The sequence below is a fragment of the Pseudomonas sp. FG29 genome (genome assembly GCF_057809355.1).
Map to the genome: position 1 here is coordinate 131,824 of NZ_JBMDJU010000007.1, position 25,849 is coordinate 157,672.

General features: G+C 61.0%; 24 protein-coding genes. 7 read left to right on the top strand and 17 right to left on the bottom strand.

All coding sequences use genetic code 11. The annotated features are described in order from the left end of the window. Window positions 1-45 precede the first annotated feature (45 nt). Entirely contained in the window at window positions 46-990 is a 945-nt protein-coding gene (ispH, locus tag ACODS1_RS10355) for a 4-hydroxy-3-methylbut-2-enyl diphosphate reductase (protein ID WP_489085579.1), read from the top strand. Window positions 991-1,164: 174 nt separating this feature from the next. Here ispH and ACODS1_RS10360 read toward each other — a convergent pair whose 3' ends face one another. The 7 genes from ACODS1_RS10360 to ACODS1_RS10390 all read right to left on the bottom strand — a co-directional run bounded on the left by ACODS1_RS10360 (window position 1,165) and on the right by ACODS1_RS10390 (window position 9,727). Next, entirely contained in the window at window positions 1,165-1,581 is a 417-nt protein-coding gene (locus ACODS1_RS10360) for a type IV pilin protein (protein WP_489085580.1), read from the bottom strand. Then, a complete protein-coding gene (locus ACODS1_RS10365) occupies window positions 1,581-6,653 on the bottom strand; it encodes a PilC/PilY family type IV pilus protein (protein ID WP_489085581.1) in 5,073 nt (1,690 codons plus the stop codon). The genes ACODS1_RS10360 and ACODS1_RS10365 overlap by 1 nt, the downstream gene beginning before the upstream one ends. A 12-nt stretch (window positions 6,654-6,665) precedes the next feature. Continuing rightward, the gene (locus tag ACODS1_RS10370) at window positions 6,666-7,184 is read right to left on the bottom strand and encodes a pilus assembly PilX family protein (protein WP_489085582.1); all 519 of its coding nucleotides are present in this window, start codon (window positions 7,182-7,184) and stop codon (window positions 6,666-6,668) included. Next, the gene (locus tag ACODS1_RS10375) at window positions 7,181-8,050 is read right to left on the bottom strand and encodes a PilW family protein (RefSeq protein ID WP_489085583.1); all 870 of its coding nucleotides are present in this window, start codon (window positions 8,048-8,050) and stop codon (window positions 7,181-7,183) included. The genes ACODS1_RS10370 and ACODS1_RS10375 overlap by 4 nt, the downstream gene beginning before the upstream one ends. Before the next feature lie 9 nt (window positions 8,051-8,059). Beyond that, entirely contained in the window at window positions 8,060-8,590 is a 531-nt protein-coding gene (gene pilV / locus ACODS1_RS10380) for a type IV pilus modification protein PilV (RefSeq protein WP_489085584.1), read from the bottom strand. Further along, complete coding sequence (locus ACODS1_RS10385; protein WP_489085585.1) at window positions 8,574-9,134, bottom strand: GspH/FimT family pseudopilin; 561 nt, start codon at window positions 9,132-9,134, stop codon at window positions 8,574-8,576. Before ACODS1_RS10385 ends, pilV begins: the two co-directional genes overlap by 17 nt. Before the next feature lie 80 nt (window positions 9,135-9,214). Then, window positions 9,215-9,727, bottom strand: a complete 513-nt coding sequence (locus ACODS1_RS10390) for a GspH/FimT family pseudopilin (protein ID WP_489085586.1) — start codon at window positions 9,725-9,727, stop codon at window positions 9,215-9,217. A 99-nt stretch (window positions 9,728-9,826) separates the two neighbouring features. Here ACODS1_RS10390 and thiO point away from each other — a divergent pair, with 99 nt between their 5' ends. Continuing rightward, window positions 9,827-10,924, top strand: a complete 1,098-nt coding sequence (gene thiO / locus ACODS1_RS10395) for a glycine oxidase ThiO (RefSeq protein WP_489085626.1) — start codon at window positions 9,827-9,829, stop codon at window positions 10,922-10,924. Window positions 10,925-10,963: 39 nt separating this feature from the next. On the opposite strand, the gene ACODS1_RS10400 is transcribed toward thiO, so the two are convergent. The 4 genes from ACODS1_RS10400 to ACODS1_RS10415 all read right to left on the bottom strand — a co-directional run bounded on the left by ACODS1_RS10400 (window position 10,964) and on the right by ACODS1_RS10415 (window position 15,267). Further along, on the bottom strand, window positions 10,964-12,304 hold the full coding sequence (locus tag ACODS1_RS10400; RefSeq protein ID WP_489085587.1) for a sigma-54-dependent transcriptional regulator: 1,341 nt from the start codon (window positions 12,302-12,304) through the stop codon (window positions 10,964-10,966). Between the two features lie 2 nt (window positions 12,305-12,306). After that, window positions 12,307-13,902 carry a sensor histidine kinase gene (locus tag ACODS1_RS10405; RefSeq protein WP_489085588.1) on the bottom strand — a complete coding sequence of 532 codons (1,596 nt, stop codon included), beginning with the start codon at window positions 13,900-13,902 and terminating at the stop codon, window positions 12,307-12,309. Continuing rightward, a complete protein-coding gene (locus ACODS1_RS10410) occupies window positions 13,892-14,134 on the bottom strand; it encodes a PP0621 family protein (protein WP_489085589.1) in 243 nt (80 codons plus the stop codon). Before ACODS1_RS10410 ends, ACODS1_RS10405 begins: the two co-directional genes overlap by 11 nt. A gap of 140 nt (window positions 14,135-14,274) precedes the next feature. Beyond that, a complete protein-coding gene (locus tag ACODS1_RS10415) occupies window positions 14,275-15,267 on the bottom strand; it encodes an outer membrane protein assembly factor BamD (protein ID WP_489085590.1) in 993 nt (330 codons plus the stop codon). Between the two features lie 139 nt (window positions 15,268-15,406). Between ACODS1_RS10415 and rluD the strand changes: the two genes are divergently transcribed. The 4 genes from rluD to ACODS1_RS10435 all read left to right on the top strand — a co-directional run bounded on the left by rluD (window position 15,407) and on the right by ACODS1_RS10435 (window position 18,971). Further along, window positions 15,407-16,381: a 23S rRNA pseudouridine(1911/1915/1917) synthase RluD gene (gene rluD / locus ACODS1_RS10420; RefSeq protein WP_489085591.1), complete on the top strand. Its 975-nt coding sequence runs from the start codon at window positions 15,407-15,409 to the stop codon at window positions 16,379-16,381. Continuing rightward, the gene (pgeF, locus tag ACODS1_RS10425) at window positions 16,378-17,109 is read left to right on the top strand and encodes a peptidoglycan editing factor PgeF (RefSeq protein ID WP_489085592.1); all 732 of its coding nucleotides are present in this window, start codon (window positions 16,378-16,380) and stop codon (window positions 17,107-17,109) included. Before rluD ends, pgeF begins: the two co-directional genes overlap by 4 nt. Before the next feature lie 133 nt (window positions 17,110-17,242). Further along, the gene (locus tag ACODS1_RS10430; RefSeq protein ID WP_322980412.1) at window positions 17,243-17,833 is read left to right on the top strand and encodes a TetR/AcrR family transcriptional regulator; all 591 of its coding nucleotides are present in this window, start codon (window positions 17,243-17,245) and stop codon (window positions 17,831-17,833) included. Window positions 17,834-17,861: 28 nt separating this feature from the next. After that, the gene (locus ACODS1_RS10435; RefSeq protein ID WP_489085593.1) at window positions 17,862-18,971 is read left to right on the top strand and encodes an NADH:flavin oxidoreductase; all 1,110 of its coding nucleotides are present in this window, start codon (window positions 17,862-17,864) and stop codon (window positions 18,969-18,971) included. Between the two features lie 119 nt (window positions 18,972-19,090). Here the strand turns inward: ACODS1_RS10435 and ACODS1_RS10440 are convergent, their stop codons facing one another. Further along, a complete protein-coding gene (locus ACODS1_RS10440; protein ID WP_489085594.1) occupies window positions 19,091-20,293 on the bottom strand; it encodes a glycosyltransferase family 4 protein in 1,203 nt (400 codons plus the stop codon). A gap of 68 nt (window positions 20,294-20,361) precedes the next feature. Continuing rightward, a complete protein-coding gene (gene cysZ, locus ACODS1_RS10445; RefSeq protein ID WP_489085595.1) occupies window positions 20,362-21,093 on the bottom strand; it encodes a sulfate transporter CysZ in 732 nt (243 codons plus the stop codon). A 300-nt stretch (window positions 21,094-21,393) separates the two neighbouring features. On the opposite strand from cysZ, the gene trxB reads away from it, so the two are divergent. Then, window positions 21,394-22,341, top strand: coding sequence for a thioredoxin-disulfide reductase (gene trxB / locus ACODS1_RS10450; protein WP_322980408.1), 948 nt, complete (start codon window positions 21,394-21,396; stop codon window positions 22,339-22,341). 44 nt (window positions 22,342-22,385) lie between these two features. Here the strand turns inward: trxB and ACODS1_RS10455 are convergent, their stop codons facing one another. From ACODS1_RS10455 to ACODS1_RS10470, 4 genes are all read right to left on the bottom strand, one after another. Then, window positions 22,386-22,760 (bottom strand): hypothetical protein, encoded by a 375-nt coding sequence (locus ACODS1_RS10455; RefSeq protein ID WP_489085596.1) that lies wholly within the window; start codon window positions 22,758-22,760, stop codon window positions 22,386-22,388. Next, window positions 22,757-23,587, bottom strand: coding sequence for an SDR family oxidoreductase (locus ACODS1_RS10460; RefSeq protein ID WP_489085597.1), 831 nt, complete (start codon window positions 23,585-23,587; stop codon window positions 22,757-22,759). Before ACODS1_RS10460 ends, ACODS1_RS10455 begins: the two co-directional genes overlap by 4 nt. Window positions 23,588-23,726: 139 nt before the next feature. Further along, the gene (locus ACODS1_RS10465) at window positions 23,727-24,191 is read right to left on the bottom strand and encodes a multidrug transporter (protein ID WP_489085598.1); all 465 of its coding nucleotides are present in this window, start codon (window positions 24,189-24,191) and stop codon (window positions 23,727-23,729) included. Window positions 24,192-24,340: 149 nt separating this feature from the next. Continuing rightward, entirely contained in the window at window positions 24,341-25,777 is a 1,437-nt protein-coding gene (locus ACODS1_RS10470; protein WP_489085599.1) for a mannose-1-phosphate guanylyltransferase/mannose-6-phosphate isomerase, read from the bottom strand. Window positions 25,778-25,849: the final 72 nt, after the last annotated feature.

Genomic DNA, 25,849 nt, shown 5'->3' on the forward strand with positions numbered 1-25,849 from the left:
CTCAGCATGTCTTTGCGATCCCCGATCAATACCGAGACAGCCAGCATGTATATCAAACTCGCCAATCCCCGCGGCTTCTGCGCCGGCGTTGACCGCGCTATCGAGATCGTCAACCGCGCCCTGGAAGTATTCGGCCCGCCCATCTACGTGCGCCATGAAGTGGTGCACAACAAGTTCGTGGTCGAGGACTTGCGTGCCCGTGGCGCCGTGTTCGTCGAAGAGCTGGATCAGGTGCCGGACGACGTCATTGTCATCTTCAGTGCCCACGGCGTCTCCAAGGCCGTACGCGATGAGGCCGCGCGCCGTGGCCTGAAGGTCTTCGACGCGACCTGTCCTTTGGTGACCAAGGTACACATGGAGGTCGTGCGTTACAGCCGCGAAGGGCGTGAGTGCATCCTCATCGGTCACGAGGGCCACCCGGAAGTGGAGGGCACCATGGGCCAGTACGACGCCAGCAACGGCGGCGCCATCTACCTGGTCGAAGACGAAGCGGATGTCGCCGAGTTGCAGGTGCGTGACCCCGAAAACCTGGCGTTCGTGACTCAGACCACGCTGTCGATGGACGATACCAGCAAGGTGATCGACGCGCTGCGAACGAAGTTTCCTGCTATCGGTGGCCCGCGCAAGGACGACATCTGCTACGCCACGCAGAACCGCCAGGATGCGGTCAAACAGCTCGCCAGCGAATGCGATGTCCTGCTGGTAGTCGGCAGCCCTAACAGCTCCAACTCCAACCGCCTGCGCGAACTGGCCGAGCGCATGGGCACCCCGGCCTATCTGATCGATGGTGCGGAAGACATGCGCTCCGAATGGTTCGCCGATGCCAAAGGCGTCGGCATCACCGCAGGCGCTTCCGCGCCTGAGGTATTGGTACGCGGCGTGGTGGAACAACTGCGCGCCTGGGGCGCTGAAGGGGAGACCGAACTGGATGGCCGACCGGAGAACATCACGTTTTCCATGCCGAAGGAATTGCGGGTGAAGGCGATCTAGTCGTTAAGAGCGCGTGGGTTTAACGCGCCGTTTCTAGCCGCATTCCTGGGCGAATAGAAATGCCTGACAGGAAGCGATACTGCTTTTGAGCCCTATAAGAACGCCGCGACTCCCTTAGGAGCGCGGCGTCTTTTTTGGGCACTTGGCGTGCAGCTATAAACCGGCTTTGGTCAATTAACGCCAGCAGTCGTTTGTGCTACTGCTACCACTCTTGCCTTTTGTTCCTTGGGCATTGAGTGTCAGATTTCCGCACTTCGTATCGTTTGCCTGCGCGCCTTGTGGGGTGGCTGTCAATGTGTAGCCGCCACCACCGCTTCCGACGCTGAGGCTGTATTTGCCCGTTTGCGAGCTGCTGCTGGAGAGCCCCAACTTGCCTATGTCATCTGTTGCCGTGATATAGGCGTTGGTCTGAGCATAATAACGCTCCTGGCGAGCCGCGGCGTCATTCAGCATCGCCATCCCTTCTGCACGATTACTGCGTAACACGTATTCTTGGTAGCTTGGGTACGCGATGGCTGCAAGGATGCCAATGATCACGACCGTGATCATGACTTCCAGCAAGGTAAAACCTGCTGCAGATCGAGCTTTCATCAATCTTTCTCCGGGAGAATTTGCCAACTTTGCCGACCCGATACGCTAGGGCCAAAATTGATATTTACCGATGCACCATCGGTGGTGAAGAACTTGTCACCGCTGAGGGTAAACCCGCCAGCAGGGCTCTCGAAGCCTGAAACGCTCTGGCCATTGTAGTTATCGCTTGCGTTGACGACACCGTCGTTGTTGAAGTCGAAAACCGCAAAGTTGGTGCGTCCCCCAGTATAGGGGTTGATGCCATAGTTGCGACCGACCAGCCCTGCAGCGCACGGGTCGCTGGAAGGTGTCAGTGTGCTGAGGAACAGCACCTGGCCCCTTGCGGCCATCTCGTTGACGATACGTTCACCTTCGGCTGTACCTCCGACGACCAAGTCCAGATACCACCCATATTTCCCAGTGCTCCCGTTACGCCATGTCACCGCTGTATCACTCAATGTTCTTACTGTGCGGCTGATGGTCGTTTGGCCGTTTTGGAAGGTTGCAGTAGTGCTCGTCAAGGACTGCCCTTGCAGATTCGAACGTGAAATGCTGGGAGCGTCGCTACTGGCCGTAGCTTGCCCGGTCGTTTTCTGATCCCAGATTCCGTAGATCGTCTGAATGACGGCATTTTCCTCTCTGGATTTATCCGCCTCCCGGAAGTAGCGGCCTGTACCAAACATGATTATGTAACCATTCATGCTGGGGTGACGGACTAACGAGGGCGGTGCCGTAATGGGCTGTACCTGATCCGTGCCTGTGCGAGCCGTAAACAGTGGGCTACCACCGTAGGACACCTTGAAGTTACTCACGGCAATATTGGACGTATGGCTCAGCGGATTGCGCGCCGTGCCATCTGCATTGGTTCCTGCATTGTCGATCAGGTCGAAGCGCCACAGATTGCCTTTCAGGTCTCCTGCATAGACATAGTCAGCGTAGCCATCACTGTTATTGTCGGCTACCCGAACAGTGGAAAGACCATTATTGGTATCCGCATCTGCGGTAGGAATTTTCTTGATCAAATTGCCTGTAGCGATATCGATCAACATCAGTACAGCTCGACCACTGTCGCTGTCATAACCGTTGCCAGTGACTACAGCCCATTGACCGCTGTGCAGCTTGGCAATAGTGGGAGTGGGGAAGCTGTAACCCATGTCGCTGGGCGTGTTGGCAGGTGAACCGGCAGGGATGTCTTGGCCGACATTGAACTCCCAGAGCAGAGAGATATTCGCAGGATCCGTGATATCCAAGGCGAATAGAGCGCGTCCACCAGCACGCAGTGTGCCGACTAACACAGTGCGCCATTGGTTATCGATGTAGACATCACGAACCACCGGAGTGCCATCGACGTAGAACTTGTGAGCGGCCCCCTGTTCATTGTAGTTGGGTGAGGTGAGTCGATAGAGCTCAGGGATGACGGCTGTGGGCACGAAGGCGAACTGTTCTTCGCCACTATCATTGAACGCATGCAGCATGCCGTCGTTGGCGCCAACATAGATGCGCTTGCTACGACTCGCCTGGGCAGTCGCGAAGTTTCCGTAGTTACCGCTTGGCTCGATGCTGTCAGCCAGATAGGCAAGATACTGGGCTCCACCGACGACGATGGGGTTGGAATTGATGATGTCTCCGAGCAACGAGTCCCGGGCTCGGAAGTTGGCATTCGCAGTACCTTTTACGAAGTCCAGTCTGTTCTGCCCAAGTGTCTGGTTGGCGGTGCTCATGGTGCCATTGGTCATCGTAGCAGGAGTGCCCGTGGCCAGATCAGTTGCCATGGCAGCCTGAAGGTTGACGCGTTGGCCGGCATTATTTACCGCTTCCCGGCTCGCCAGGTTGTTCCAGGTCAGTTCCTGAAGGCCTGTCCCATTTGCAGTCGACATCCGAATGGTTCGTCCAGAGGCTGACAATTGCGAGCTGGCACTCCACAAACGGCTCCTTGTGCCAGTGCTTCTGTCGAGTTGTTCCTTGATCAGGTCACCGCTCCACGTATTGATCCTGTAATCGGTGCGATAGATATAAAGATCGTCGGAGGCTTCGTTACCGGCGACAGAAACGGCAGGGCTGGTTACCGAGTTGTTCGACTGCTCAAGGTTATTGAAGGCCTTGGTCAACTGCTCTCTCAGGGTCAGGGCATTGGTGACCAGGAAATAGTTGTCAGGATCGCCGGTGATCTTGGTGGTATCACGACCTGGCATGCCGTATTTGGCGGCATACCACAGCGGGCTCTTCAGGAGTACCGCGTTGCTTGCACTGGCAGAGGGAGTGAACGTGCGCGATGCGGTTGGCGGAAGCCCTTCACATTCCGAACTGCTGGTATTGGCAACGCACCAACCAGCTGGGCGTCCCGGTGGAGTATTGAGGCGATAGCGGGTTTGTCCGTCACAACTGGCTCTGTTGCCGTTGTTGGCGGTTCTGTCTCTCAGGTCGCATATCTCAAGGTAGATGCCATCCGTTTGTGCTCCGGTGCCGGAAATAACATAGCCCATATGTTGCTGCATACCGCCAGCCGCATATTCGGAGACTAAGTTGACCTGAAGTTGATCGTTGGCAGTGACGGACAAGGTATAGAGCGCAATGGCATCCATGTCATGGTCAGCGCCTTGCTCGACGTCTTCGTAGTTGATCCGGAAAACCGCATAAGGGCGTCCGCCATTGACCGACGTGTCTCGATCACTGCCGTCTGGATCAGTATTCGCAATCTGTTGAACGTAGAAATCGACAATCTGGTTGGTCGGCTGAAACTCAGCTGTATTACTAATACCGCTACCACCCACTGATTTGGCGAAGGGTACCAAGGTGATGCGACTGTTACCTACGGGGAAATTGATCTGAGGCAGAGGTGAGGCAAGTGCAACGGCATAGGTCTGCAACATCCGGCTGCCGCCGATCACGTTTCTGGCGGCAAAGCGGGCAACGCCGGCTGAGTAATAAGTACCTTGCTTACTTGGTTCCTCTGGAGCTAGCCCACGAAGGGTGGCCAAGTCGGTGATGGTCTTGGCCGTTGGTGCGTTATCGGAAACGCCATTGGACTCGCCAATGAATACGCTCTTACCGACCAAGCCTTCTGCCACGCCAATTGCATTAGTTTCAGTCGAGGCATTCAAACCCTGAATGGAGGTGGGGTCATTTGAGTTCGAGAATGCTTCGCCATTGGCCTGCCAGCTGGATTTTCCTCCTGGCAGTTTGTAGTCGTAGGACGGGTTGATATCACTGATGACAGTCATCGCCGGGAGCGAGCAGGCAGGGTAGTTGCCGCCACTTGTGCTGTAAGGCGCAACCCACGCAGGTTTATCCAGCCCCAATGTCTGATCGGCGCCGCTGGTGCCAGTGTAGTTGTACAAGGAAGTTGGAGCGCTTGCGCCAGAAAAATAGCGTAGCGTCTCATACATCATTTCGCCTACAGGGTTACCCCACATGTAGCAGTTGTCACTTTGAGCGAGCGGTCGGGTCGTGATCCAGTCGCAACTGTAAGTGTTGCTGCCATAATTGAAGCTATAGATGCGTAATTTGTTGATGGTCGCAACAATTCCGTTACGCTGCGGCGATGGATTATTTATCGGGTTCGAGCAATAACTGGCATCAGAGGAGCAAAATTGTCCGGTATAAGGATCCACTTCGCGGGTGAAACTGCCCATGTTGGCGCGCAAGATACCGCCGCTCATGCTCTTTTCATAAGAGCCAGTCAGCAAGCCAAAATGCATTCTGTTGGTTTCGCCAAAGTCATGAAGAATGCCTGTAGGCTTAACGGCACCACTGCCATAAATTTTGCAAGTGCTGTCTCTTAATGTCTGACTGCCTGTTGGGCAAACTTCAACGCGTACATTGTAGTCCGTTAGTGTGCTGGTGGCAGCAGCTGGCAACTTCCAGTAGAGCCCCCATTTGTCGCCGCCAGTTCCCTCTTCATGACGGAAAGTTACTTGGTAACTTTGTCCCCCTATAAGGGCAATGCTTCCTGAGTGCTGGTTAAGTGAACCGTCAGAGTTATTATTGGCATGGCCCCCGTACCAAGAGGCTACTAAGGTGCTCCCTATCTGTACGTCGACAGCATCGTCACCATCCACTGCGAACGTATAGTTTCCGGTGCTTGGAGGGGTCAGTGTCGCTGTAATCGTGGTGTGGTAGTTATCATCATTACATCCGTTACCATTGAAAGGGTTGCCATCCCTGTCTTTGAATATCTGTGTGGCCGGGCCGCTTCCACAACGTCTGGGGTTGCCACTGTTATTCGTGAAGAGCGAATCCATTTCAGCTTTGTTATTGGGGCTAGCAACGCTATCCTTCCATGTCGTTACCGTGACATTGCTTAGAACGTTTGCTGGAACCAGCACCCAGCCTGCCGGAGACGGGCCCCCGGATGTGCAGTTCGCCGTGCCACCTGTGCTGGTGACGCACTCGTCCATAGCCACAGGGCGCTCTTTTGACACCCAGTTCCAGACTCGGAAGGTTGTATTGGTAAGAACACGTAATTGTGGAATGCCCGTATCTTGAGTCTTGGATACCACCGCGAACATATGGTGATAACCTGTTGCGGGCTGAGAGAGGGGTGTGAAATCTGTGATGTTGTAGCCATCAGTGGAGTTGTATTCCTTACCCCATGCATGGGCATCGCGAGGAATGTAAGCGCCCTGTAGAAGGGTCCTACTCTCCGTGTCCGTTACACGGAAACCGCCATAAAGCACTTTGCGCAGTGCATCCATGCGCGAGGTGGTCAGATAGTTAAGGTAGTCACCACTCCACTGCCCGCTGCAGCGCTTGTTCGTTGCCAAAGCTGTCGGTACAAACGTTCCATCTGTATAGGTATAGCAAACGTTGGAGTTGAAGTAGCCGAAGTAGTCGATGCCCCCTTGGGTGCTACCAAGATATCCTTTGTAGCCGACATCGATGATGCCATCGCCATTGAGATCGGAGGCATCGTTGTAGGCTTCGTAATAAAGTTTATGGTCGCGCCCCATGACCAGCATATTGAGGGGAGGAGTAGCTCGGCTTACGAATAGTGGCGTCTGCGCGGGATTGTTTGCTCCGCCTGCTGCGAATGCTGGAGTGGCTAGTATTGACAATGTCAGTGCGCTGACCTGAAGGAGTGCATGAGTTCGCATTATGATTTACCTTCAGTTGAATACTTTGGCAGTGGTGGATCGAAGATTGGCGTTTTGCCCGTTTTCGGTATTTCCGGCTTTCGCATTGATTTCGTAACGGAAGGTGCCGATACCCAGCATCATATTGCCGTACTCAGGGTTTTCCGCCTGGCCTTGCGTGGCGCCTGAAGGGGCTGCTACTGCATACCATTTTATCTGCAGGCCACTTTCTCCCGTTACTGGTGTGTAACTTAGAGAAGTGGTGAAGCTTTGAAGATAGGCTGGTTGACTGTTCAAAAAGCAGTAACTGCCTGTGCAGTTATTCTGCTCGCGAGGCTTTAACGGTGTAGTGAGAAGACCTTCGCCTTGTCGGAGCGCTGCTTCTCCATAGTTCACAAGCTTTTGCTGCTCTGCCATATTGCCGGTGATCCGGCTTTCCAATGCGGTTTCACGGGCGCCTGAGAGCGCCAATAGGGTGATGACCAGCAGCATGATCAATGCAATGAAAAGTGCAGCGCCGCGTTCTTTATGGGGAAGTCGGTGGGGCATCATGGCATTAGATTCCTTAACATCACGGTACTTTGCGAAACTTGATAGAGTTGGCCTTTATCATCTGCTTTTAGTGCAGTAACCACGCTGTCGCTGTTCGCCAGGCCAGTCAGTGCCTGCCAATGATTGAGGGCATCGCCCACGGCAACCGATTCTCTAAGATTTGCGCCAGAGCTACGCATCAGTGCGGTATAGCGTACGGCCAGAATGGGAAGGTTCGTCGCGGCTGTCGTGTATTGACTGATATTACGAGGGTCAGCAGCACTGCCTACGCCGAACTCGTAGCGCAGGTCGACAAGCCCGGAGACCAGTTCGCCTGTCTGAGCTGTGCGTCCGTCGAGAACTGCACCTGCCAGATTGGTATGAACCCGTGTGCATTTGAGGGTGCCTGATAGGCTATTGGCGTCTTTCTCGAAAAAAAGCCGCTCAACGACGATCTCATTCGCACTGGTATAAGGCCCTGCTTCCAAAGCCGTCGCTGTCGCTGGCAGATCACCAAGGCAGTTGCGCTCCAGATGATCGCGAGGCTGATAACGAATGCAGATAGAGTCCAACGCCGTCCGTTTGACTGTTACGCCTGCTGCGAATGTCCCACAGCTCGCCAAATTCGTTTCGGAGGGGGCCGGGAAAGCACTTTCCGGTTGCTCGTCTGGACGGCGACGATAACCTGCCTTGGTTAGCTCCTGTTGCAGCATCAAAAGCGCATAGCGACCTGCCTCCAGGTTTTCGGTCTGATTCTGTTGGAAGGAGTAACTGCGCTTGTTATCGATATAGATCTGGGTAACACCCAATATGAGGAAGCTGCTGATTGCGAGTGCAACCATGAGTTCGACCAGCGACAAGCCTGCTTGCGTGCGTTGGTAATTCATTTCGGCACCTTATATCTGAGTCCGCAGGCGGTAGTAGCAAACTGTCGAACTGGTTCCGTCCGCATTCAGGCATTCGCCTGATTTGGCATGCCAGGCGATCTGTATCTCGACAGCATTGCCACTGTTGTTACAAGTGCCTGCTGCACTCGTGCGGCAGATGTGAAAATCACTTTTCAGCAGGCTTTCGTCGTCTTCGCTCAGAGCACCTACTGGAAGCATCTTCGCAACCTTGTCCGCCCAGCAGCCCAACTGTCCTGATGCATTGGCCGGCAAGGGGAAACAAGTTGACGGTTTTTCTGGGAAGTCTGCTGCTGCTGCCTTGTAAAAGCCTGACGAAGCCGGCAACCCCGTTGGCATGGCCCGCATCATTTCAGCCAGGTCGTTGGCCAGTGTCATGGCGACATTGCGTTGAGCTGAGTCCTGTGTGTACTGAATGGTACGGGTCTGCAGCGCAACCATACCAAGCACACCTACGCTTATGAGGAGCAATGTCACCAGGACTTCGATCATGCTGAAGCCGTGTTCAGCTCTGCGCTTCATCGGAGGTTTCCTCTGGTTGCGAGTAGGTGCATGTGCTCATCTGATCACTGGCTTGAGAACCACTCTTGCCCCGGGGCCAGGTGCGCGTGCTACCGCTAGGGGTGACATGGATGGTGTAGCCGTTGGCGGCATCATCACCTTTGCAGGTGATAAAGGTCGCTTCGGTTCCACTGCCGTTGTAACGGAAAGTCAGCTCGCTCGTGCTGGCGCTGATGCTGACTTCAGACGGTACCGCCATGCTTCGCAACACTTCATCAGATGTGCAATCCGTCTTGACGCGCCATTCTCCATCCTCTTGGCAGACTTTGATGAGGGTGCGTTGTTCGGCAGCAGCACTCCGGGCGAACTGAAGCAGGGAGAGCAGTTCATTGTTGACCGACTGAGTGCGGTTGTTGGCAATGAATTGGGTGAAGCTCGGTAAAGCGATCATCGCGAACACGCCGAGCAAGGTCACGATGATCATGAGTTCGATCAGGGTGAATCCTCTCTGTCGTGATGGTAGGCAAGTGGAATGCTTGCATGGATTCGCCAGAGTGATGGGCATGACATGGCTTCTGAATGGTAAAGGGCAGCTAAATACTGCCGCTCATGTTGGCGCATGTCCTTTCTCTCGGGATGACTGGTTCAGCTGTCGGTATGATCGGTCTGACAGCAAGCTGAGCCAGGTTCGGCATCCTCCTTTTTCAGCCGTCCTTGGCGGTTGAGGGTAAGTTGCCAGTGCATCTCGTGATGACAAAAAGTGAAGCTGCCGTTGCTGGCGCTGGTCATGCCATTGGCTCTGAATATGACGTTCTGCCCCCCAAAGCCCCGCCAACAGAGTTTGTATTGACGATCAGGGGTGAAACTTCTGACCAGTTGCTGATCTTTGAGGCGAATCAACAGCCAGTGATGTTGCCACCCCCCATCACATTTCTCTCCGTTACTGGAGCCACAAAGAACGTGGGTGTTTCGTTCAGTGATCGCTTGCGTTCGTGCGTGATTGAGAAATGCTATCAATTCGTTGCGAATGCTCTCGGCTCGACTTTGCTCGACCAAGTAGCCATAAGAGGGGGGGATCAGGCTGATCAAGATACTCAGTACGGCGAGTGCTATTAGAAGCTCATGCAAGGTTAGGGCGTTTTGGACGTGCTTTTTCACGGGGGCTTCCTCTGCGCGTATGATCCACGGCCTTCCTGACCGCTTCTTTGGTTTTAGACCCTGATAGGGCGCTGTCAATTTTTCTGGGGGAAACGGGTGTTGCTTAGAGATGTCGTTTTGGTTGGCGGAGGCGCCATTGGTCTGCTGTCTGCCATGCTCCTGGCTCGGCAAGGTATGTCAGTCACCGTGCTTGAAGCCGGCGAGGCCGGCCGCGAGTCTTCCTGGGCCGGTGGCGGTATCGTTTCGCCGCTCTATCCCTGGCGTTACAGCGCGGCAGTGACGGCCTTGGCGCATTGGTCGCAGGATTTCTACCCCGGGTTCGGACAGCGCTTGCTGGCGCAGACGGGGCTCGATCCCGAGGTGCATGTCACCGGGTTGCACTGGCTGGATCTGGATGATGAAGCCGAGGCGTTGAGCTGGGCCGAGCGTGAAGGGCGGGATCTGCATTCGGCGGATATCGCGTCGGTATATCGCCAGGTTCCGGTGCTCGGTGCGGGGTTCGCGCGCGCCATTCATATGCCGGGTGTGGCCAATGTGCGCAACCCTCGTCTGGTCAAGGCGTTGCGTGCGGCGCTTGCCGCTATGCCGAACGTCGAGATTCGTGAGCACTGCCCAGTGACCGGTTTCATCCGCGAGGACGGTCGTATCCGTGGCGTCACCGCCGGCACTGAGTTGATTCGCGCCGAGCGGGTGGTGCTGGCTGCTGGAGCCTGGAGTGGCGAGTTGCTGAAGACGCTTGGTCTGCAGCTACCCGTCGAGCCGGTAAAAGGGCAGATGATCCTGTACAAGTGCGCCGAGGACTTTCTGCCGAGCATGGTGCTGGCCAAGGGGCGCTATGCGATTCCGCGCAGGGATGGCCATATTCTCGTCGGCAGTACGCTGGAATATGCCGGGTTCGACAAGACGCCGACCGACACTGCGCTGGAGAGCCTCAAGGCTTCCGCCGAGGAGCTTTTGCCGGCGCTCGCCGGTGCTCAGGTGGTCGGGCATTGGGCGGGATTGCGCCCGGGCTCGCCGGAAGGCATCCCCTTTATCGGCGAGCTGCCATCTCATCCGGGCCTGTGGCTCAACTGCGGGCATTTCCGCAATGGCCTGGTGCTTGCCCCGGCCTCCTGCCAGTTGCTGGTCGATCTGATGCTGGAGAGCGAGCCGATCATCGATCCGGCGCCTTATGCGCCGGGCAATCGCCTGGGTTAGCTGCGCGGCAGCGCCAGCGACTGCCGCTGGCGCAGCATTTCAGTCGATACCCAGCTTCTTCAGGCGATAGCGCATCGAGCGGAAGGTCAGGCCCAGGCGTTGGGCGGCGGCCGTGCGGTTCCAGCGGGTTTCCTCCAGGGCCTGCATGATCAGCTTGCGTTCGATGTCTTCGAGATAGTCCTCGAGGTTGTCGATCTGCGCAAGGCTTGCTTCACCGCCTTCATTACCCAGGCCGCTGGCATCGGCCAGGCGCAGATCATTGGGCGTGATCTGGTCGTCTTCGCAGAGGGTATAGGCACGCTCGAGCATGTTCTCCAGCTCGCGCACGTTGCCGGGGAAGCGGTAGTTCTTCAGCTTCTCCAGCGCCTCGGGGTGCAGTTTCGCGGCAGTCAGGCCGGGCGCGTCGGCCAGGCGCGCGAGCATGACTTCTGCCAGTTGGGCGATGTCTTCGCGACGTTCACGCAGCGGCGGCACACGTAATTCGATTACGTTGAGGCGGTAGTAGAGATCCTGGCGGAAGCGGCCGGCAGCGACTTCGGCGGCCAGATCCTTGTGCGTGGCGCAGAGGATGCGTACGTCGACCACCACTTCCTGCTGGCCGCCAACGGCGCGCACGGCCTTTTCCTGAATCGCGCGCAGCAGCTTCACCTGCATGGGCAGCGGCAGGTCGGCGACTTCGTCGAGGAACAGGGTGCCGCCATTGGCTGCCTGGAACAGCCCCTGCTTGTCTTCGATGGCGCCGGTAAAGCTGCCTTTCTTGTGGCCGAAGAATTCGCTTTCCATCAGCTCGGACGGAATCGCGCCGCAGTTGACTGGTACGAAAGGGCGCTCGGCACGCGGCCCCTGCTCGTGGATCAGGCGCGCTACCAGCTCCTTGCCGCTGCCCGATTCACCGCTGATGTAGACCGGCGCCTGGCTACGGGCGAGTTTCTGGATTTGCTTGCGCAGCGACTTCATGGGCGGAGAGTCACCGAGCAGGCGGCTGTCGACCGGCACGTCCTGGTCTTCCGGCGTGCGCAGGCGCATGGCGGCGGCGACCAGTTCGCGCAGGCGGCCGAGATCCACCGGCTTGGTCACGAAGTCGAACGCGCCGGCTTTGAGGGCGTTGATCGCCGTATCCAGGCTGCCGTAGGCGGTGATCATCGCCACCGGTACCTGCGGGTGGCGCTGCTGGATGTGCTGCACCAGGTCGAGGCCGGTGCCGTCCGGCAGGCGCATGTCGGTCAGGCACAGATCGAAAGGTTCACGCGCCAGCCATTCGCGCGCTTCCTTGACGTTGCGCGCGCTGCGGGTATCCAGCTTCATGCGGCCGAGGGTGATTTCCAGCAGTTCGCGGATATCGGGCTCGTCGTCGACGATCAGGGCTCTCTGGCGGTTCATGCTCAACTCAGCTTGCGCGGATGGGCGAAGGTGATGCGGAAGCAACTGCCGCCTTCTTCGCGGGGTTTGTAATCGAGGCGGGCCTGGTTGCTCTCGCACAGCTCGCGCGAGATGTACAAGCCAAGGCCGGTGCCCTTGTTTTCCGTGGTGTAGAAGGGCTCGAAGATATGCTGCTCCTGCTCCGGCGGCACGCCAGGGCCGTCGTCGAGAATCTCCAGCACGGGCAGATCGCTTTCCGCATCGCGGAACAGGCGCAGCCAGACCTGGCCAAACCGGTGCTTCTGGGCACTGTAGCGCAGGCCATTCTGTACCAGGTTGGTCAGCACCTGATTGAGCTGGTGCGGATCCATCCGAGTCTGCAATCCGCCGCCGCGTGCCTCCAGGTGGAGCTGGCGGTCGGCGGGGGCCGAGCTGCGAAACTCGCTGGCGAAGCGATGCAGCCAGTACTTGAGGTCGAGCAACTGCGGCTCGGCCTGGCGACGGCGGGAAAGCTGCAGGACGTTTTCGATCACCAGGTTCATGCGTTTGGAGTGATCCTGGATGATCTGCGCCAGGCGCTGATCCGGGCCTTGCAGGTCTTCGGACTCCTGCAGCAACTGGGCAGCGTGGCTGATGGCGCCCAGCGGGTTGCGAATCTCGTGGGCGATGCCGGCGGTGAGGCGGCCGAGGGAGGCAAGCTTGAGTTGCTGCGCCTGCTGGGCGATCTGCGAGATATCGTCGAGGAACACCAGCGTGTGCTGCGCCTCGCCGCGCTGCAGGGAAATGAAGCTGGGTTGCAGGATTGGGCCATCCGCCTGGGCTTGCAGATTCTCCGGGCGCAGGGTCGGGTTGTGCAGCCATTGCTGCAGGCGCTTGACCAGCTCCGGGCAATGCGGATCGATGATCTTGCCGCTCAGCTCGCCGCGCCCGAGCAGTTGTGTCGCGCCCTGGTTGGCCAGCAGCACGCGGTGCTGGGTATCGAGCACCAGGATGCCGGTGCGCATGCGCTGGATGATCTGCGTGTTGAGTTCTTCCAGGTTGGCCACGTCGGCGGCGCGCTGTTCGGCCAGCGTCTCGCTCAGGCGCAGGCGGCGGGTAATGCCCTGAATGAACAGCGCGCCGGCAAAGCACAGTGCCCCCAGCGCGCCGGCCTGCACGAACTGGCTGGAGGCTGCCGGGTAATGCAGGCTCAGGTAGAAGGTGGTGAAGATCAGGGCAATGGCGGTGATCGCCGCGATCAGCAGGCCGATGCGTCCGCGCAGGAGGATGTTGGCGATGGCGACGGCAACCACCAGCAGGTTGCCGATGCCGCTGGGCGTACCGCCAGCGGCGTAGAACAGCGCCGATAGGAAGATCACGTCGACCAGCGCCAGGCTGAACAACTGCACCAGGTGCTTGGGCCTGTGCACCAGTACGGCGATGAAGATGTTGAGGATCAGGTAGATCCAGCTGCCAGTGCGGAACAGCTCGATATGCACGACGTCCAGAAACTGCTCGTCGAGCTTGCTGGAAATCAGCAGCACCAGCGCCAGGCCGATGCTGAGCCGGTAGAAGTTGTAAAGCCGGAGAATCCGCCGTGCAGGCGTGCTGTCGAGGGCGGTGGTCGTATCAGCGATCACCGGATTGCGTGCCTTGTTCGAGGTGCGCCTGGCTGCAGAACCAGCGCTGATCCTGTTTCAGCGCCTGGGCCTGAGGAACGTGCACGCCGCAGTGGTCGCAACGCACCATGGGCGCGGCGTCCTGCTGCCGGGAGGATTGCCTGGCAGCCTTCGGTGCGCTGATGTAGCGACGCCAGACCCAGACCGCAGCGCAGATGATGGCGATCCAGAACAGCAGGCGAAACAGACCCATGGTGCACTCTTCTTCGTGATTGAGGCTGGCAGTTTAGCCAAGCCCACGCCGTCGGCACAGTGGCTAAATGGCACGTACTGCGCAGTTCGCAGGCACAAAAAAGGAGGCCGTGGCCTCCTTTTTTGTGCTGATGCCTTCGGTCAGTCGAACAGGCCGAAGGTCAGGTAGCTCCAGAACGAGCGCTTCTTCTCGGTCTCGCCGGTCTTGGCGTCCTGCTGCAGCTCGCGCGGGATCTGCTGCACGGCATCTTCGTACTGGCGGATCACGTCCTGGTTGGCGCGGGTCTCGCCCGGCGGCAGCGGCGCTTCGGTATCGAGCAGGCCGAGGGTGGCCTTGGCCAGCCAGGAGCGGTTGTCGTCTTCCTCTTGCAGCGGGACGAACTGGCCGTCCTGCAGGCTCGGGTGATCCGGGTAGTTGAGTTTGAGGGTTTCCAGGCTGGTGGCCGCCAGGTCATTCAGCGCCAGGTGCTGGTAAGCCTCGGTCATGATCGCCAGGCCGTCACCGACCGCCGGAGTTTCCTGGAAGTTCTCTACCACGTAGCGGCCACGGTTGGCCGCGGCGACGTAGGCCTGGCGGGTCAGGTAGTAGTGGGCGACATGCACTTCGTAGGCAGCCAGCAGGTTGCGCAGGTAGATCATCCGCTGCTTGGCATCCGGCGCGTAGCGGCTGGTCGGGTAGCGGCTGGTGAGCTGGGCGAACTCGTTGTAGGAGTCGCGCGCCGCGCCCGGGTCACGCTTGGTCATGTCCAGCGGCAGGAAGCGCGCCAGCAGGCCGCGATCCTGATCGAACGAGGCCAGGCCCTTGAGGTAGTAGGCGTAGTCGACGTTGGCATGCTGCGGGTGCAGACGGATGAAACGCTCAGCCGAGGACTTGGCAGCCTCCGGCTCGACGTTCTTGTAGTAGGCGTAGATCAGTTCCAGCTGCGCCTGCTCGGCATAACGGCCGAAGGGGTAACGCGACTCCAGCGCCTTGAGCTTGGCGACGGCCTGGGTATAGCTACGGCTGTCCAGGTCGGCCTGGGCCTGCTGGTACAGCTCCGCCTCGCTGAGGTTTTCATCGACCTCCGGCTGCTTGGAAGAGCAGGCGGCGGTAAGGGCGAGGATGGCGATCAGCAGCAGGTGTTTCACTTGCATAGCGGCTTGCGTCCCTGTGACGGCTGCAGGGCCGTCCTGTTATGATGAGCGCCCCCTGGAAACCCCTGGGGCAAAGACGCCGTATTTAACCACAAGCCCGTCGCCGAAACCAAAGGCCGGGCACCCGCCGTTGCCGAAGATGACTTCCACGATTAAACAGCCCATCCAACTCCAGGCCGAAGTGCCGTTCGAACTGGGCGGCCAGCGCCTCGATCAGGTCGCCGCACAATTGTTCGACGAGTTCTCTCGTTCGCGTCTTTCCGCCTGGATCAAGGACGGCCGCCTGACCGTCGACGGCGAAGTAGCGCGCCCGCGCGACACCGTGCATGCCGGCTCGAAGCTGGTGCTCGATGCCGAGCAGGAAGCCCAGGGCGAATGGATCGCACAGGACATCGAGCTGAACATCGTCTACGAGGACGAGCACCTGCTGGTGATCGACAAACCTGCCGGTCTGGTCGTGCACCCGGCCGCCGGGCATGCCGACGGCACCTTGCTCAATGCTCTGCTGCATCACGTGCCGGACATCATCAACGTACCGCGTGCCGGCATCGTCCATCGTCTGGACAAAGACACCACCGGCCTGATGGTGGTCGCCAAGACCCTGCAGGCTCAGACCAATCTGGTCGAGCAACTGCAGAAGCGTACCGTCAGCCGTATCTATGAATGCATATGCATTGGCGTGATCACCGCCGGCGGCACCATCAACGCGCCTATCGGCCGCAGTTCCAGCCAGCGCCAGCGCATGGCGGTGACCGACGGCGGCAAGCCGGCGGTCAGTCATTACCGCGTGCTCGAGCGCTACCGCTCGCACACCCATGTGCGGGTCAAGCTGGAAACCGGGCGTACTCACCAGATTCGTGTGCACATGACCCATGTCGGCTACCCGCTGGTGGGCGATCCGGTCTACGCCGGGCGTTTCCGCATCCCGCCCGCAGCCAGCCAGAGCCTGGTGCAGAGCCTCAAGGAATTTCCGCGTCAGGCCCTGCATGCCCGTTTTCTCGAACTCGAGCATCCGGCCACCGGCCAGCGCATGAAGTGGGAATCGCCGCTACCGGACGATCTGGTCTGGCTGCTGACCCTGCTGCGTCAGGATCGCGAGGCCTTCGTCGGGTGAGTGCCCACGACTGGCTGACGCCCGACTGGCCCGCGCCGGCCAACGTGCGCGCCTGCGTTACCACGCGCAGCGGTGGTGTCAGCGTTGCACCGTTCGACAGCTTCAATCTGGGCGACCATATCGACGACGATCCGGCAGCAGTGACGAGCAATCGTCAACACCTGGTCGATACGCTCGGCTGCCAACCCGCCTGGCTGCGTCAGGTGCACGGCATCGTGGTGGCTGAGGCCGATCCGGCGACCGTCATCGAAGCCGACGGTAACTGGACGTCCACGCCCGGTATCGCCTGCACGGCAATGACTGCCGACTGCCTGCCAGCGCTGTTCTGTGACCGTGCCGGTACCCGCGTGGCAGCAGCTCATGCCGGTTGGCGCGGGTTGGCTGGTGGGGTGCTGGAGGCGACCGTCAAGGCGCTGGATGTAGCGCCGCAGGAGCTGCTGGTCTGGCTCGGCCCGGCCATCGGCCCGACGGCGTTCGAAGTGGGTGGCGAAGTGCGCGAGGCCTTCGTGCAACAGCATGCCGAGGCTACCGCGGCGTTCGTGCCTAGCGTCAACGCCGGCAAGTTCATGGCCGATATCTACCAACTGGCGCGTATTCGTCTGGCCGCCATCGACGTAACCGCCGTCAGCGGCGGTGGCCTGTGCACCTATAACGACCCGCGTTTCTATTCCTACCGTCGCAGCGCCCGCACCGGGCGTTTCGCCTCGCTGATCTGGCTGCAGCCCTGAGCTTGAAGTAGGGCGGGTGAAACCCGCCAGATCGACTAGCGGCGGGTTGCACCCGCCCTACGGGTTTTGGCCTTTAATCACGCTTATCAATAGTGCTGTGCCGAGCGAGACGACCGGTCATATGCTCGGCGCCATGAACAGCATTCGACTCGACAAGCGCGACCTGATCCTCAGCAAAGGCTCGGCGGTGATGACCCGGCGCGGTTACCACGGCACCGGCGTGCTGGAGATCGTCCAGGCGGCCGGGATTCCCAAGGGCAGCTTCTATCACTACTTCGCCAGCAAGGAAGACTTCGCTCTGCAGGCGCTGGCTTTCATCTATCGGCCGCGGCTGGCGCGTTATGCCCAGGCGCTGAATGATCCGGCGCTGAGCCCGCGTGCACGCATCCTCGCTTACTACCGCGACCTGCTGGCGCACTTCGCTCGGCAGGAGACGCCGCAGTACCACTGCTTCATCGGCAGCCTGAGTTTCGAGATGAGTGAGATGCTGCCGGCGATCGGCGCCGAAGTTGCCGCTATCCAGCAGGCCTCGGTGGACATCCTGCGTGGCTGCCTGGAGCAGGCGCAGGCCGCCGGCGAACTGCCGGCCGACGAGGACTGCGGCAACCTCGCCACCTTTATCAGCGACGCCTGGCAGGGCGTGTTGGCCCGCCTCAAGGTCGGTCGCAACCTGCAGCCGCTGCACGCTTTCGTCACCCGCCTGGAGCGTTTGCTGCAGGCCTGATTAACCGTTCAACCCCAGAGGAAAGATGATGAGCGCTCCCGTTCAAGCCCTGTTCGCCCCGTTCCGCCTCGGTAACCTGGAGCTGCCGACCCGTGTGGTCATGGCGCCGATGACCCGCTCCTTCTCGCCCGGTGGCGTGCCCAACGCCCAGGTCGTCGAGTACTACCGTCGCCGTGCAGCCGCAGGTGTAGGCCTGATCGTCACTGAGGGCACCACCGTCGGCCACAAGGCTGCCAACGGCTACCCGAACGTGCCGCGTTTCTACGGCGAGGATGCCCTGGCCGGCTGGAAGCAGGTGGTTGACGCCGTACATGCCGAGGGCGGCAAGATCGTCCCGCAGCTCTGGCATGTGGGCAACGTGCGCAAGCTGGGCACCGAGCCGGATGCCAGCGTGCCCGGCTATGGCCCGATGGAGAAGGTCAAAGATGGCCAGGTGGTTGTGCATGGCATGACCCAGGCCGATATCGATGAGGTGATCGCCGCCTTCGCCCAGGCCGCGCGCGACGCCAAGGCCATCGGCATGGACGGCGTGGAGATCCACGGCGCCCACGGCTACCTGATCGACCAGTTCTTCTGGGAAGGCAGCAACCAGCGCACCGATGGCTATGGTGGCGACCTGGCGGCGCGTTCGCGTTTCGCCATCGAGCTGATCCGGGCGGTGCGCGCCGCAGTCGGCCCGGACTTCCCGATCATCCTGCGTTACTCGCAGTGGAAGCAGCAGGACTACACCGCGCGCCTTGTGCAGACCCCGGAACAACTGGAGGCCTTCCTCAAGCCGCTGTCCGAGGCTGGCGTGGACATCTTCCACTGCTCGACACGCCGCTTCTGGGAGCCGGAGTTCGAAGGCAGCGACCTCAACCTGGCTGGCTGGACGCGCAAGCTCACCGGCAAGCCGACCATCACCGTCGGCAGTGTCGGCCTGGATGGCGAGTTTCTGCAGTTCATGGTCAAGACCGACAAGGTGGCCGAGCCGGCCAGCCTGGAAAACCTGCTCGAGCGCCTGAACAAGGAGGAGTTCGACCTGGTCGCCGTGGGCCGTGCGCTGCTGGTCGACCCGGATTGGGCGCTGAAGGTGCGTGAAGGCCGCGAGCAGGACATTCTGCCGTTCAGCCGCGATGCGCTGACCACGCTGGTCTGAGCCCGCTTCTATCGGGTGCCGCGATTCGGCGCCCCATTTTTCTAGCCCCGGCACATCGGGGCTTTTTTATGCCTGCTGCTACGTGGCTCCGTAGGGCGAGTGAAACCCGCCAGATGGTCTCAGTGGCGGGTTTCACCCGCCCTACGGGCAAGCTCCGCGTGGGCGCCGAGTTGCGCCTGAGGTTGCATGGCGCTGCGCAGGTGAGTCTCGAACTGGGTGACGATGCCGTCCCAGCTCAGGTGGCTGGCGTGGCGCCGTGCGTTCAGGCGTATCCGCCGCAGCATTTCCGCGTCTGCCAGAGCCTGACAAGCCGCCTCGCAGAAGCCAGCTTCATCGCCGGGGCGAGCGACCAGACCATTGTGACCGTGGTGTATATGCTGAGCCGCTGCGGCCTGATCGAAGGCCACCACGCCGAGGCTCGAGGCCAGGGCCTCCAGCACCACGTTGCCGAAGGTTTCCGACAGACTTGGGAACAGGAACAGATCCCCCGAGGCGTAGTGTCTGGCCAACTCTTCCCCGCGCTGCAGACCGCAAAACGCGGCGTCGGGCAGTTGCGCCTGGAGGCTGGCACGCAACGGGCCGTCGCCGACCAGGATCAGGCGCATGCGCCGTTGCGGATAGCTTCCCTGTAACTGACGGAAAGCCTTGATCAGCAGCCCGAGATTCTTCTCCGCCGCCAGGCGGCCGACATGCAGCACCGCCAGGTCATCTGCGCCGAGCCCCCAACTGGCGCGCAGCTCATCACTGCGTTTGCGGGGGTGGAACAGCTGGCTGTCGACGCCACGGGCAAGCAGGGCCAGGCGCTCGAACTCGCGACGCTCCAGGTCTACCTTCTGCCCGACGCTGGGTACCAGGGTCAGCTGCGTACGGTTGTGGAACCAGCGCAGGTAGTTGGTCATCGCCCGCGTCAGCAGGCCGATGCCGTAGTGGCCGGTGTACTGCTGGAAGTTGGTGTGAAAGCCGCTGACCACCGGAATCGCCAGGCGCCGTGCGGCGCGTAGCGCAGAGAAACCAAGCGGGCCTTCGGTGGCGATGTAGAGCACATCGGGGCGCTGTCTTTTCCAGCGCCGCAGCAGCTTGTGCAGCGAGGTCTGGCCCCATTGCAGGCCGGGGTAGCCGGGTAGCGGCCAGCCACGGGTGAGCAGCAATTGCGGGTCGGGTTGCGCCGCCGTGTCGGTGCTTTGCCGGGGGCGCACCAGCTGCACACGATGGCCGCGCCCACGCAGGCCCTCGACCAGACGGCCGAGGGTGTTGGCCACGCCGTTGACTTCCGGCGGGAAGGTTTCACTGATCAGCGCGATATGCAGAGACGATGCGTTCATGAACGCAGTCTCTGCCTGTGCGATGTAAGGTCTGTGACGCTTGTGTTGCGTCTTCGTGACGAGCGCGACTAGCCGCGCTCGCGCACCCAGAACAAGGTCGCACCGGCCACGGCGGCCGGCATCATCAAGATGTTCAGCCCCGGCACCAGCAGAGCCAGGTAGGTGATGCCGCCGAAGCTCATGCTCTGCCAGCGCTTCTCGCGCAGCCAGGCGAGCATGTCCGGCCAGCTCATCTTGTTGTTGTCTGCCGGGTAGTCGATATATTGCACGGCCATCATCCACACGCCGAACAGCAGCCACAGCGGTGCGGCGACCAGGTTCACCACCGGGATGAAACTGAGGATCAGCAGGGCGAGGGCGCGGGGCAGGAAGTAGGCCAGCTTGCGCATCTCCCGGCTGAGGGTGCGCGGCACCATGGCGGTCAGTTCGGCGACGCTGAACGGCGGGAAGTGATCCTCGCCGCGCACGACGACTTCCACCTTCTCGGCGAGAAAACCGTTGAACGGCGCGGCGATGATGTTGGCCAGCAGGGTGAAGGTGAAGAACACCATCAGCAGCACCAGCACCACGAACAACGGCCAGAGGATGTATTGCAGAAAGCTCAGCCAGCTCGGCAGGGTCGGCATGAAGGTATCGACCCAGCCGCTGAACTCGCTGAGCGCGAAGCCGATCAGCAGGGCGAACAGGATCAGGTTGACCGCCAGCGGCAACAGCACGAACAGGCGCAGGCCGGGGCTGAGCACCAGCTTGAGGCCTTCGCGCAGGTATTGCGGGCCGGACAGAACGGGAGCGGCGGGCATGATGGCCTCCTGGATGACGATTTGGCGCGACCATACCGACTTCCCCGGCAGGGCGAAAGTTCAGCGCATGGTGTCGCGCCGATAGGGTGGCTCTATGCCGCGAATTGGCAATGCATATTTCCCAGCCCGGAACCGCCCGGATAGCCTTGCGCCCGGTCTCGTTTTCACGGGGCTCTCATCCTTCCAAGCCTTCCCCTAGTGCTTCGAGAGCTCCCTTTTATTTCGTCGCCTTGCGACGTGAGGATGGCCAGCGGCCATTCTCGTCGATGCCGGCCCAGCAGGCTGGCGAGGAGTAGTTTCATGGCCATCGCTCGCCACGCGCGCGTCATCATCCTGGGTTCCGGGCCTGCCGGTTACAGCGCTGCGGTCTATGCCGCGCGCGCCAACCTGAAACCGCTGTTGATCACCGGCATGCAGGCCGGCGGCCAACTGACCACCACCACCGAAGTGGACAACTGGCCGGGCGACCCGCATGGGCTGACCGGCCCGGCGTTGATGCAACGCATGCAGGAACACGCCGAGCGCTTCGAGACGGAGGTCGTCTTCGACCACATCACAGCTGTGGATCTGGCGGGCAAGCCCTTCACCCTGGTCGGTGACAGCGGCCGTTACAGCTGTGATGCGCTGATCATCGCCACCGGTGCTAGTGCCCGCTATCTCGGCTTGCCCAGCGAAGAGGCATTCATGGGGCGTGGCGTGTCGGCTTGCGCCACGTGTGATGGTTTCTTTTATCGCGGCCGCGAAGTGGCGGTGGTTGGCGGCGGCAATACTGCCGTCGAGGAAGCGTTGTACCTGTCCAACATCGCCAGCAAGGTCACCCTGATTCACCGGCGCAATGCCTTCCGTGCCGAGAAGATCCTGCAGAACAAGCTGCAGGCGCGGGTCGCCGAGGGCAAAATCGAGCTGCAGCTCAATGCCGAGGTCGACGAAGTGCTGGGCGATGCCAGCGGCGTCACCGGTGTACGCCTCAAGCAATACGGCGGTGCCTATCGCGAGCTGAAGGTGGAGGGTTTGTTCGTGGCCATCGGTCACACGCCCAATACCAGCCTGTTCGAGGGCCAGCTGGCGCTGAAGGACGGCTACCTGGTGGTCAACGGTGGGCGCGACGGCAATGCCACGGCCACCAACATCCCCGGCGTATTCGCTGCCGGCGACGTGGCCGATTCGGTGTATCGCCAGGCCATTACCTCGGCGGGGGCCGGTTGCATGGCCGCGCTGGATGTCGAGCGTTACCTCGACGGGCATTGAGCGACGGCTAGTCGTTGCCAGGGCTTGGTTCGGTTGATGCCGCGTCAGCCGTGCCGGCCATGGCGTGGCGAAAACGCCAGCCAGGCCAGCACCGGGTAGCAGAGGTAATGCAGGCTAAACAACAGAAGGCCCATGGGGCTGGGCGTGTCCTGCATGTACATCATGCCCAGCAACCCCAAGTAGAGCAGCCCGAGCACGCCGCCATAGAGCAGGGTGAAGCGCCAGCGCTCGGCATTGCTCGGCGCGCGCCCGACTCTCCAGTGAAAGACCAGTGCCAGGCCGGCGGCGATGGCGGTGGCGATCAGCAGGGTGGTGAACACGCCGCCCAGACGTACGAAGGTGCGCAGCAGCAGGTTTAGCGCTATCGCCGCAATCACTCCGGCAAGGGCGTAGTAGCGCAACTGCATGGAATCGTTCATAGCGAACGGGCCAGGCCGAAGCGCTTGCGCAGCACCCGCTCGAGCAGTGCCTTGGGCAGCAGTGCGGCGAGCAGCGGCAGGGCGCGGCTGCCATTGCCCAGGCGCAGCAAGCGTGGGCGTTTGTCGCGTTGCACGGCGGCCAATAGTTGCGCGGCGAAGTCGCTGGCCGGGGTGGGCTTGTCCTGCGAGGCGCTGGCGCGGGCGCGGATGCCTTCGCGCAGCGGCCACCAGGGCGAGTCCTGGCGGATCAGCGCCTCGGCCTGTTGGCTGGCATTGGCGCCAAAGCTGGAGGCGATGGCGCCGGGCTGTACCTCCATCACCTCGATGGCGAAGGGCGCCAGTTCCATGCGCAGGGCATCGCTCAGGGCGTGGACGGCGGCCTTGGACGCGCAGTAGGCGCCAGCGAAGGGGGTGACCAGCACGCCCGAGACGCTGCCGATGTTCACCACCAGGCCACGGCTGCGGCGCAGCAGCGGAAAGAAGGCGCGGGTGACGCCGACGATGGAAAACACGTTGGTTTCGAACTGCCGCTGCATGGCCTCCACGCCGCCGTCGAGCAGCGGGCCCATGGCGCCGTAACCGGCGTTGTTGATCAGTACGTCGAGGCCGCCGATTTCCTCGCTCAGGCGTGTGGCCAGTTGCTGCAGGGCATTGGCGTCGTTCACGTCGAGCTGTACGGCGTGGAAACCGGCCTGCTGCAGATTAGCCAGATCCGCCTCCTTGCGCGCCGTGGCCCAGACGGCATAACCGGCGGCCTTGAAGGCATCGGCCAGGGCGCGACCGATGCCGCTGGAGCAGCCGGTGATGAGGACGCTGGGTTGAGGCATTGGGCTGGGCTCCCTGAGGCGAATGGATGTGCAGCTTAGCACTCGCAGAGGACGCTGCCCGAGTCTGCTCATGCGAGCCGTTCGTGGTGGCGTAGCGCATTTGTAGGGGACGAATCAGCTTGGCAGGCGTCAGCGCGGGTTAACGGGCGAAGCGGCCTTGCAGGCGTTCGGCGCGAAACTCCAGGGTATTCGGACGGTAGCCGCTGCGCAGGTCGGGCAGGGGCAGGCAATCCTGCCAGCTGTCACCGGGCAGCAGGTCGCCGGGGCCGTCGTAGCGCGGTGATTCGTAGAGGCGTTGGGCCAGGTTGGTGCTGGTGCCGGGACGGTAGGCGCTGACCTCCCAGTGCAGTTCCTGCAGGGCGGCATCGCTGCCGTTCTTCAGTTCGACGGCCAGTGGCCGGTCGCCCGGGCATTGCTGCGGTGCGTAGTGGATGCGCAGTTCCAGGTGGGCGAGATCGCGGGCGTCGCGGCTTTCCTGCCAGAGCACCCAGCAGGCGACCAGGCCGAGGCCGAGCAGGGCGGCTGCCGATACGGGCAGGGCCTTGGTCGGATAACGGATCAGCAGGATCAGCCAGGTAATGGCCAGTACGGCACCGAACAGCATGAGAGCAGCCCTTTGCGAAGTCTGCTCTCATCCTACACAAGGCCCCCAATCAGGGTAACCGCGTGTGCCGTTGCAGGCTGTGACAGGACGTAGCCCGGATGCAATCCGGGGCCGAGATCGCCCCAGCTTGCATCCGGGCTACGAACACCTCAGTGGGCGGCGCCAGCAGCCAGTGCATCGCTGCGGCCGTACACGTCTTCCAGGCGCTCGATGTCGTCCTCGCCCAGGTAGGTGCCGGACTGTACTTCGATGATTTCCAGCGGGATCTTGCCCGGGTTGGCCAGGCGGTGAACCGAGGTCATCGGGATGTAGCAGGACTGGTTTTCGGTGAGCAGGAACTCACGCTCGTCGCAGGTCACCTTGGCCGTGCCGGATACCACGATCCAGTGTTCGGCGCGGTGGTGGTGCATCTGCAAGGAGAGCTGTGCACCCGGCTTGACGGTGATGTGCTTGACCTGGAAGCGCCCACCCATGTCCACCGAGTCGTACGAGCCCCAGGGGCGGTAGACCTCGCAGTGGTTCTGGGTCTCGCTGCGGCCTTGCGCGTCGAGCTTGCCGACCAGCTTCTTGACGTCCTGCACGCGATCCTTGTGCGCCACCATCATGGCGTCCTTGGTTTCCACCACGACGATGTCGTCCAGGCCAAGCACCGACACCAGCTTGCCGTTGCCGTGGATCAGGCAGTTGCGGCTGTCCTCGACCACCACGTCGCCCTTGGTGACGTTGCCCGCCGCGTCCTTGTCATGCACTTCCCAGATCGACGACCAGCTACCGACGTCGTTCCAACCGGCAGTCAGCGGCACCACGCAGGCTCGGTTGGTCTTCTCCATCACCGCGTAGTCGATGGAGTTGTCCGGGCAGCAGGCGAAGGTGGCCTGGTCGATGGCGATCTCGGCGTCCTTGCGCTGGCTGCGTTCCAGGGCCAGCAGGCAGGTGTCGTAGATGTCCACGTCGTGGTGCTTGAGCTCTTCGAGGAAGCGGCTGGCACGGAACAGGAACATGCCGCTGTTCCAGTAGTAATCGCCGCTCTTCACGTACTCGGTGGCGCGCTGGGCGTCGGGCTTCTCGACGAAGCTGGCAACACGCGCCACGCCCTCGGGCAGGGCGCCGTCAGCCTGGCCACGAATGTAGCCGTAGCCGGTTTCCGGGCGGCTGGCCGGTACGCCGAACAGCACCATCTCGCCCTTTTCGGCCGCCACGGTGGCCAGCGCCAGGGCCTGGCGGAAGGCTTGCTGATCATCCAGCACATGGTCGGCCGGCAGCACCAGCATCAGCTCGTCACGGCCTTCGGCCAGCAGTTGCAGCGCGGCCATGGCTACGGCCGGCGCGGTGTTGCGACCGAAGGGTTCGAGCAGCAGCAGTTGCGCCTGCTGGCCGATCTGCTCCAGTTGCTCCTGGACGATGAAGCGGTGCTCCTGATTGGCCACCAGTACCGGCGGCTGCATGCCCTCGATGGAAAGGCGCTGCAAGGTCTCTTGGAACAGGGTTTTCTCGCCGGTCAGGGCGAGGAACTGCTTGGGGTACTGCTTGCGCGAAAGAGGCCAGAGTCGGGAGCCGCTGCCACCGGAAAGAATGATGGGGGTCATGATGTGTCTCTCCTTAACCGTTGATCGAGATGGATGCCCGTGTCGTGTCGGTGCGGCGTGTGCCCGCCGTTT

Bases quoted from the DNA above. Each gene is read 5' to 3' on its own strand.
- ACODS1_RS10435 (WP_489085593.1), top strand. From the start codon at position 17,862: ATGAGCGCTCCCGTTCAAGCCCTGTTCGCCCCGTTCCGCCTCGGTAAC.
- trxB (WP_322980408.1), top strand. From the start codon at position 21,394: ATGGCCATCGCTCGCCACGCGCGCGTCATCATCCTGGGTTCCGGGCCT.
- ACODS1_RS10385 (WP_489085585.1), bottom strand. From the start codon at position 9,134: ATGCCCATCACTCTGGCGAATCCATGCAAGCATTCCACTTGCCTACCA.
- ACODS1_RS10430 (WP_322980412.1), top strand. From the start codon at position 17,243: ATGAACAGCATTCGACTCGACAAGCGCGACCTGATCCTCAGCAAAGGC.
- ACODS1_RS10460 (WP_489085597.1), bottom strand. From the start codon at position 23,587: ATGCCTCAACCCAGCGTCCTCATCACCGGCTGCTCCAGCGGCATCGGT.
- ACODS1_RS10465 (WP_489085598.1), bottom strand. From the start codon at position 24,191: ATGCTGTTCGGTGCCGTACTGGCCATTACCTGGCTGATCCTGCTGATC.
- ACODS1_RS10470 (WP_489085599.1), bottom strand. From the start codon at position 25,777: ATGACCCCCATCATTCTTTCCGGTGGCAGCGGCTCCCGACTCTGGCCT.
- ACODS1_RS10360 (WP_489085580.1), bottom strand. From the start codon at position 1,581: ATGAAAGCTCGATCTGCAGCAGGTTTTACCTTGCTGGAAGTCATGATC.
- ispH (WP_489085579.1), top strand. From the start codon at position 46: ATGTATATCAAACTCGCCAATCCCCGCGGCTTCTGCGCCGGCGTTGAC.
- ACODS1_RS10410 (WP_489085589.1), bottom strand. From the start codon at position 14,134: ATGGGTCTGTTTCGCCTGCTGTTCTGGATCGCCATCATCTGCGCTGCG.
- ACODS1_RS10455 (WP_489085596.1), bottom strand. From the start codon at position 22,760: ATGAACGATTCCATGCAGTTGCGCTACTACGCCCTTGCCGGAGTGATT.
- ACODS1_RS10370 (WP_489085582.1), bottom strand. From the start codon at position 7,184: ATGATGCCCCACCGACTTCCCCATAAAGAACGCGGCGCTGCACTTTTC.
- ACODS1_RS10415 (WP_489085590.1), bottom strand. From the start codon at position 15,267: ATGCAAGTGAAACACCTGCTGCTGATCGCCATCCTCGCCCTTACCGCC.
- ACODS1_RS10365 (WP_489085581.1), bottom strand. From the start codon at position 6,653: ATGCGAACTCATGCACTCCTTCAGGTCAGCGCACTGACATTGTCAATA.
- ACODS1_RS10440 (WP_489085594.1), bottom strand. From the start codon at position 20,293: ATGAACGCATCGTCTCTGCATATCGCGCTGATCAGTGAAACCTTCCCG.
- pilV (WP_489085584.1), bottom strand. From the start codon at position 8,590: ATGAAGCGCAGAGCTGAACACGGCTTCAGCATGATCGAAGTCCTGGTG.
- cysZ (WP_489085595.1), bottom strand. From the start codon at position 21,093: ATGCCCGCCGCTCCCGTTCTGTCCGGCCCGCAATACCTGCGCGAAGGC.
- ACODS1_RS10375 (WP_489085583.1), bottom strand. From the start codon at position 8,050: ATGAATTACCAACGCACGCAAGCAGGCTTGTCGCTGGTCGAACTCATG.
- rluD (WP_489085591.1), top strand. From the start codon at position 15,407: ATGACTTCCACGATTAAACAGCCCATCCAACTCCAGGCCGAAGTGCCG.
- ACODS1_RS10400 (WP_489085587.1), bottom strand. From the start codon at position 12,304: ATGAACCGCCAGAGAGCCCTGATCGTCGACGACGAGCCCGATATCCGC.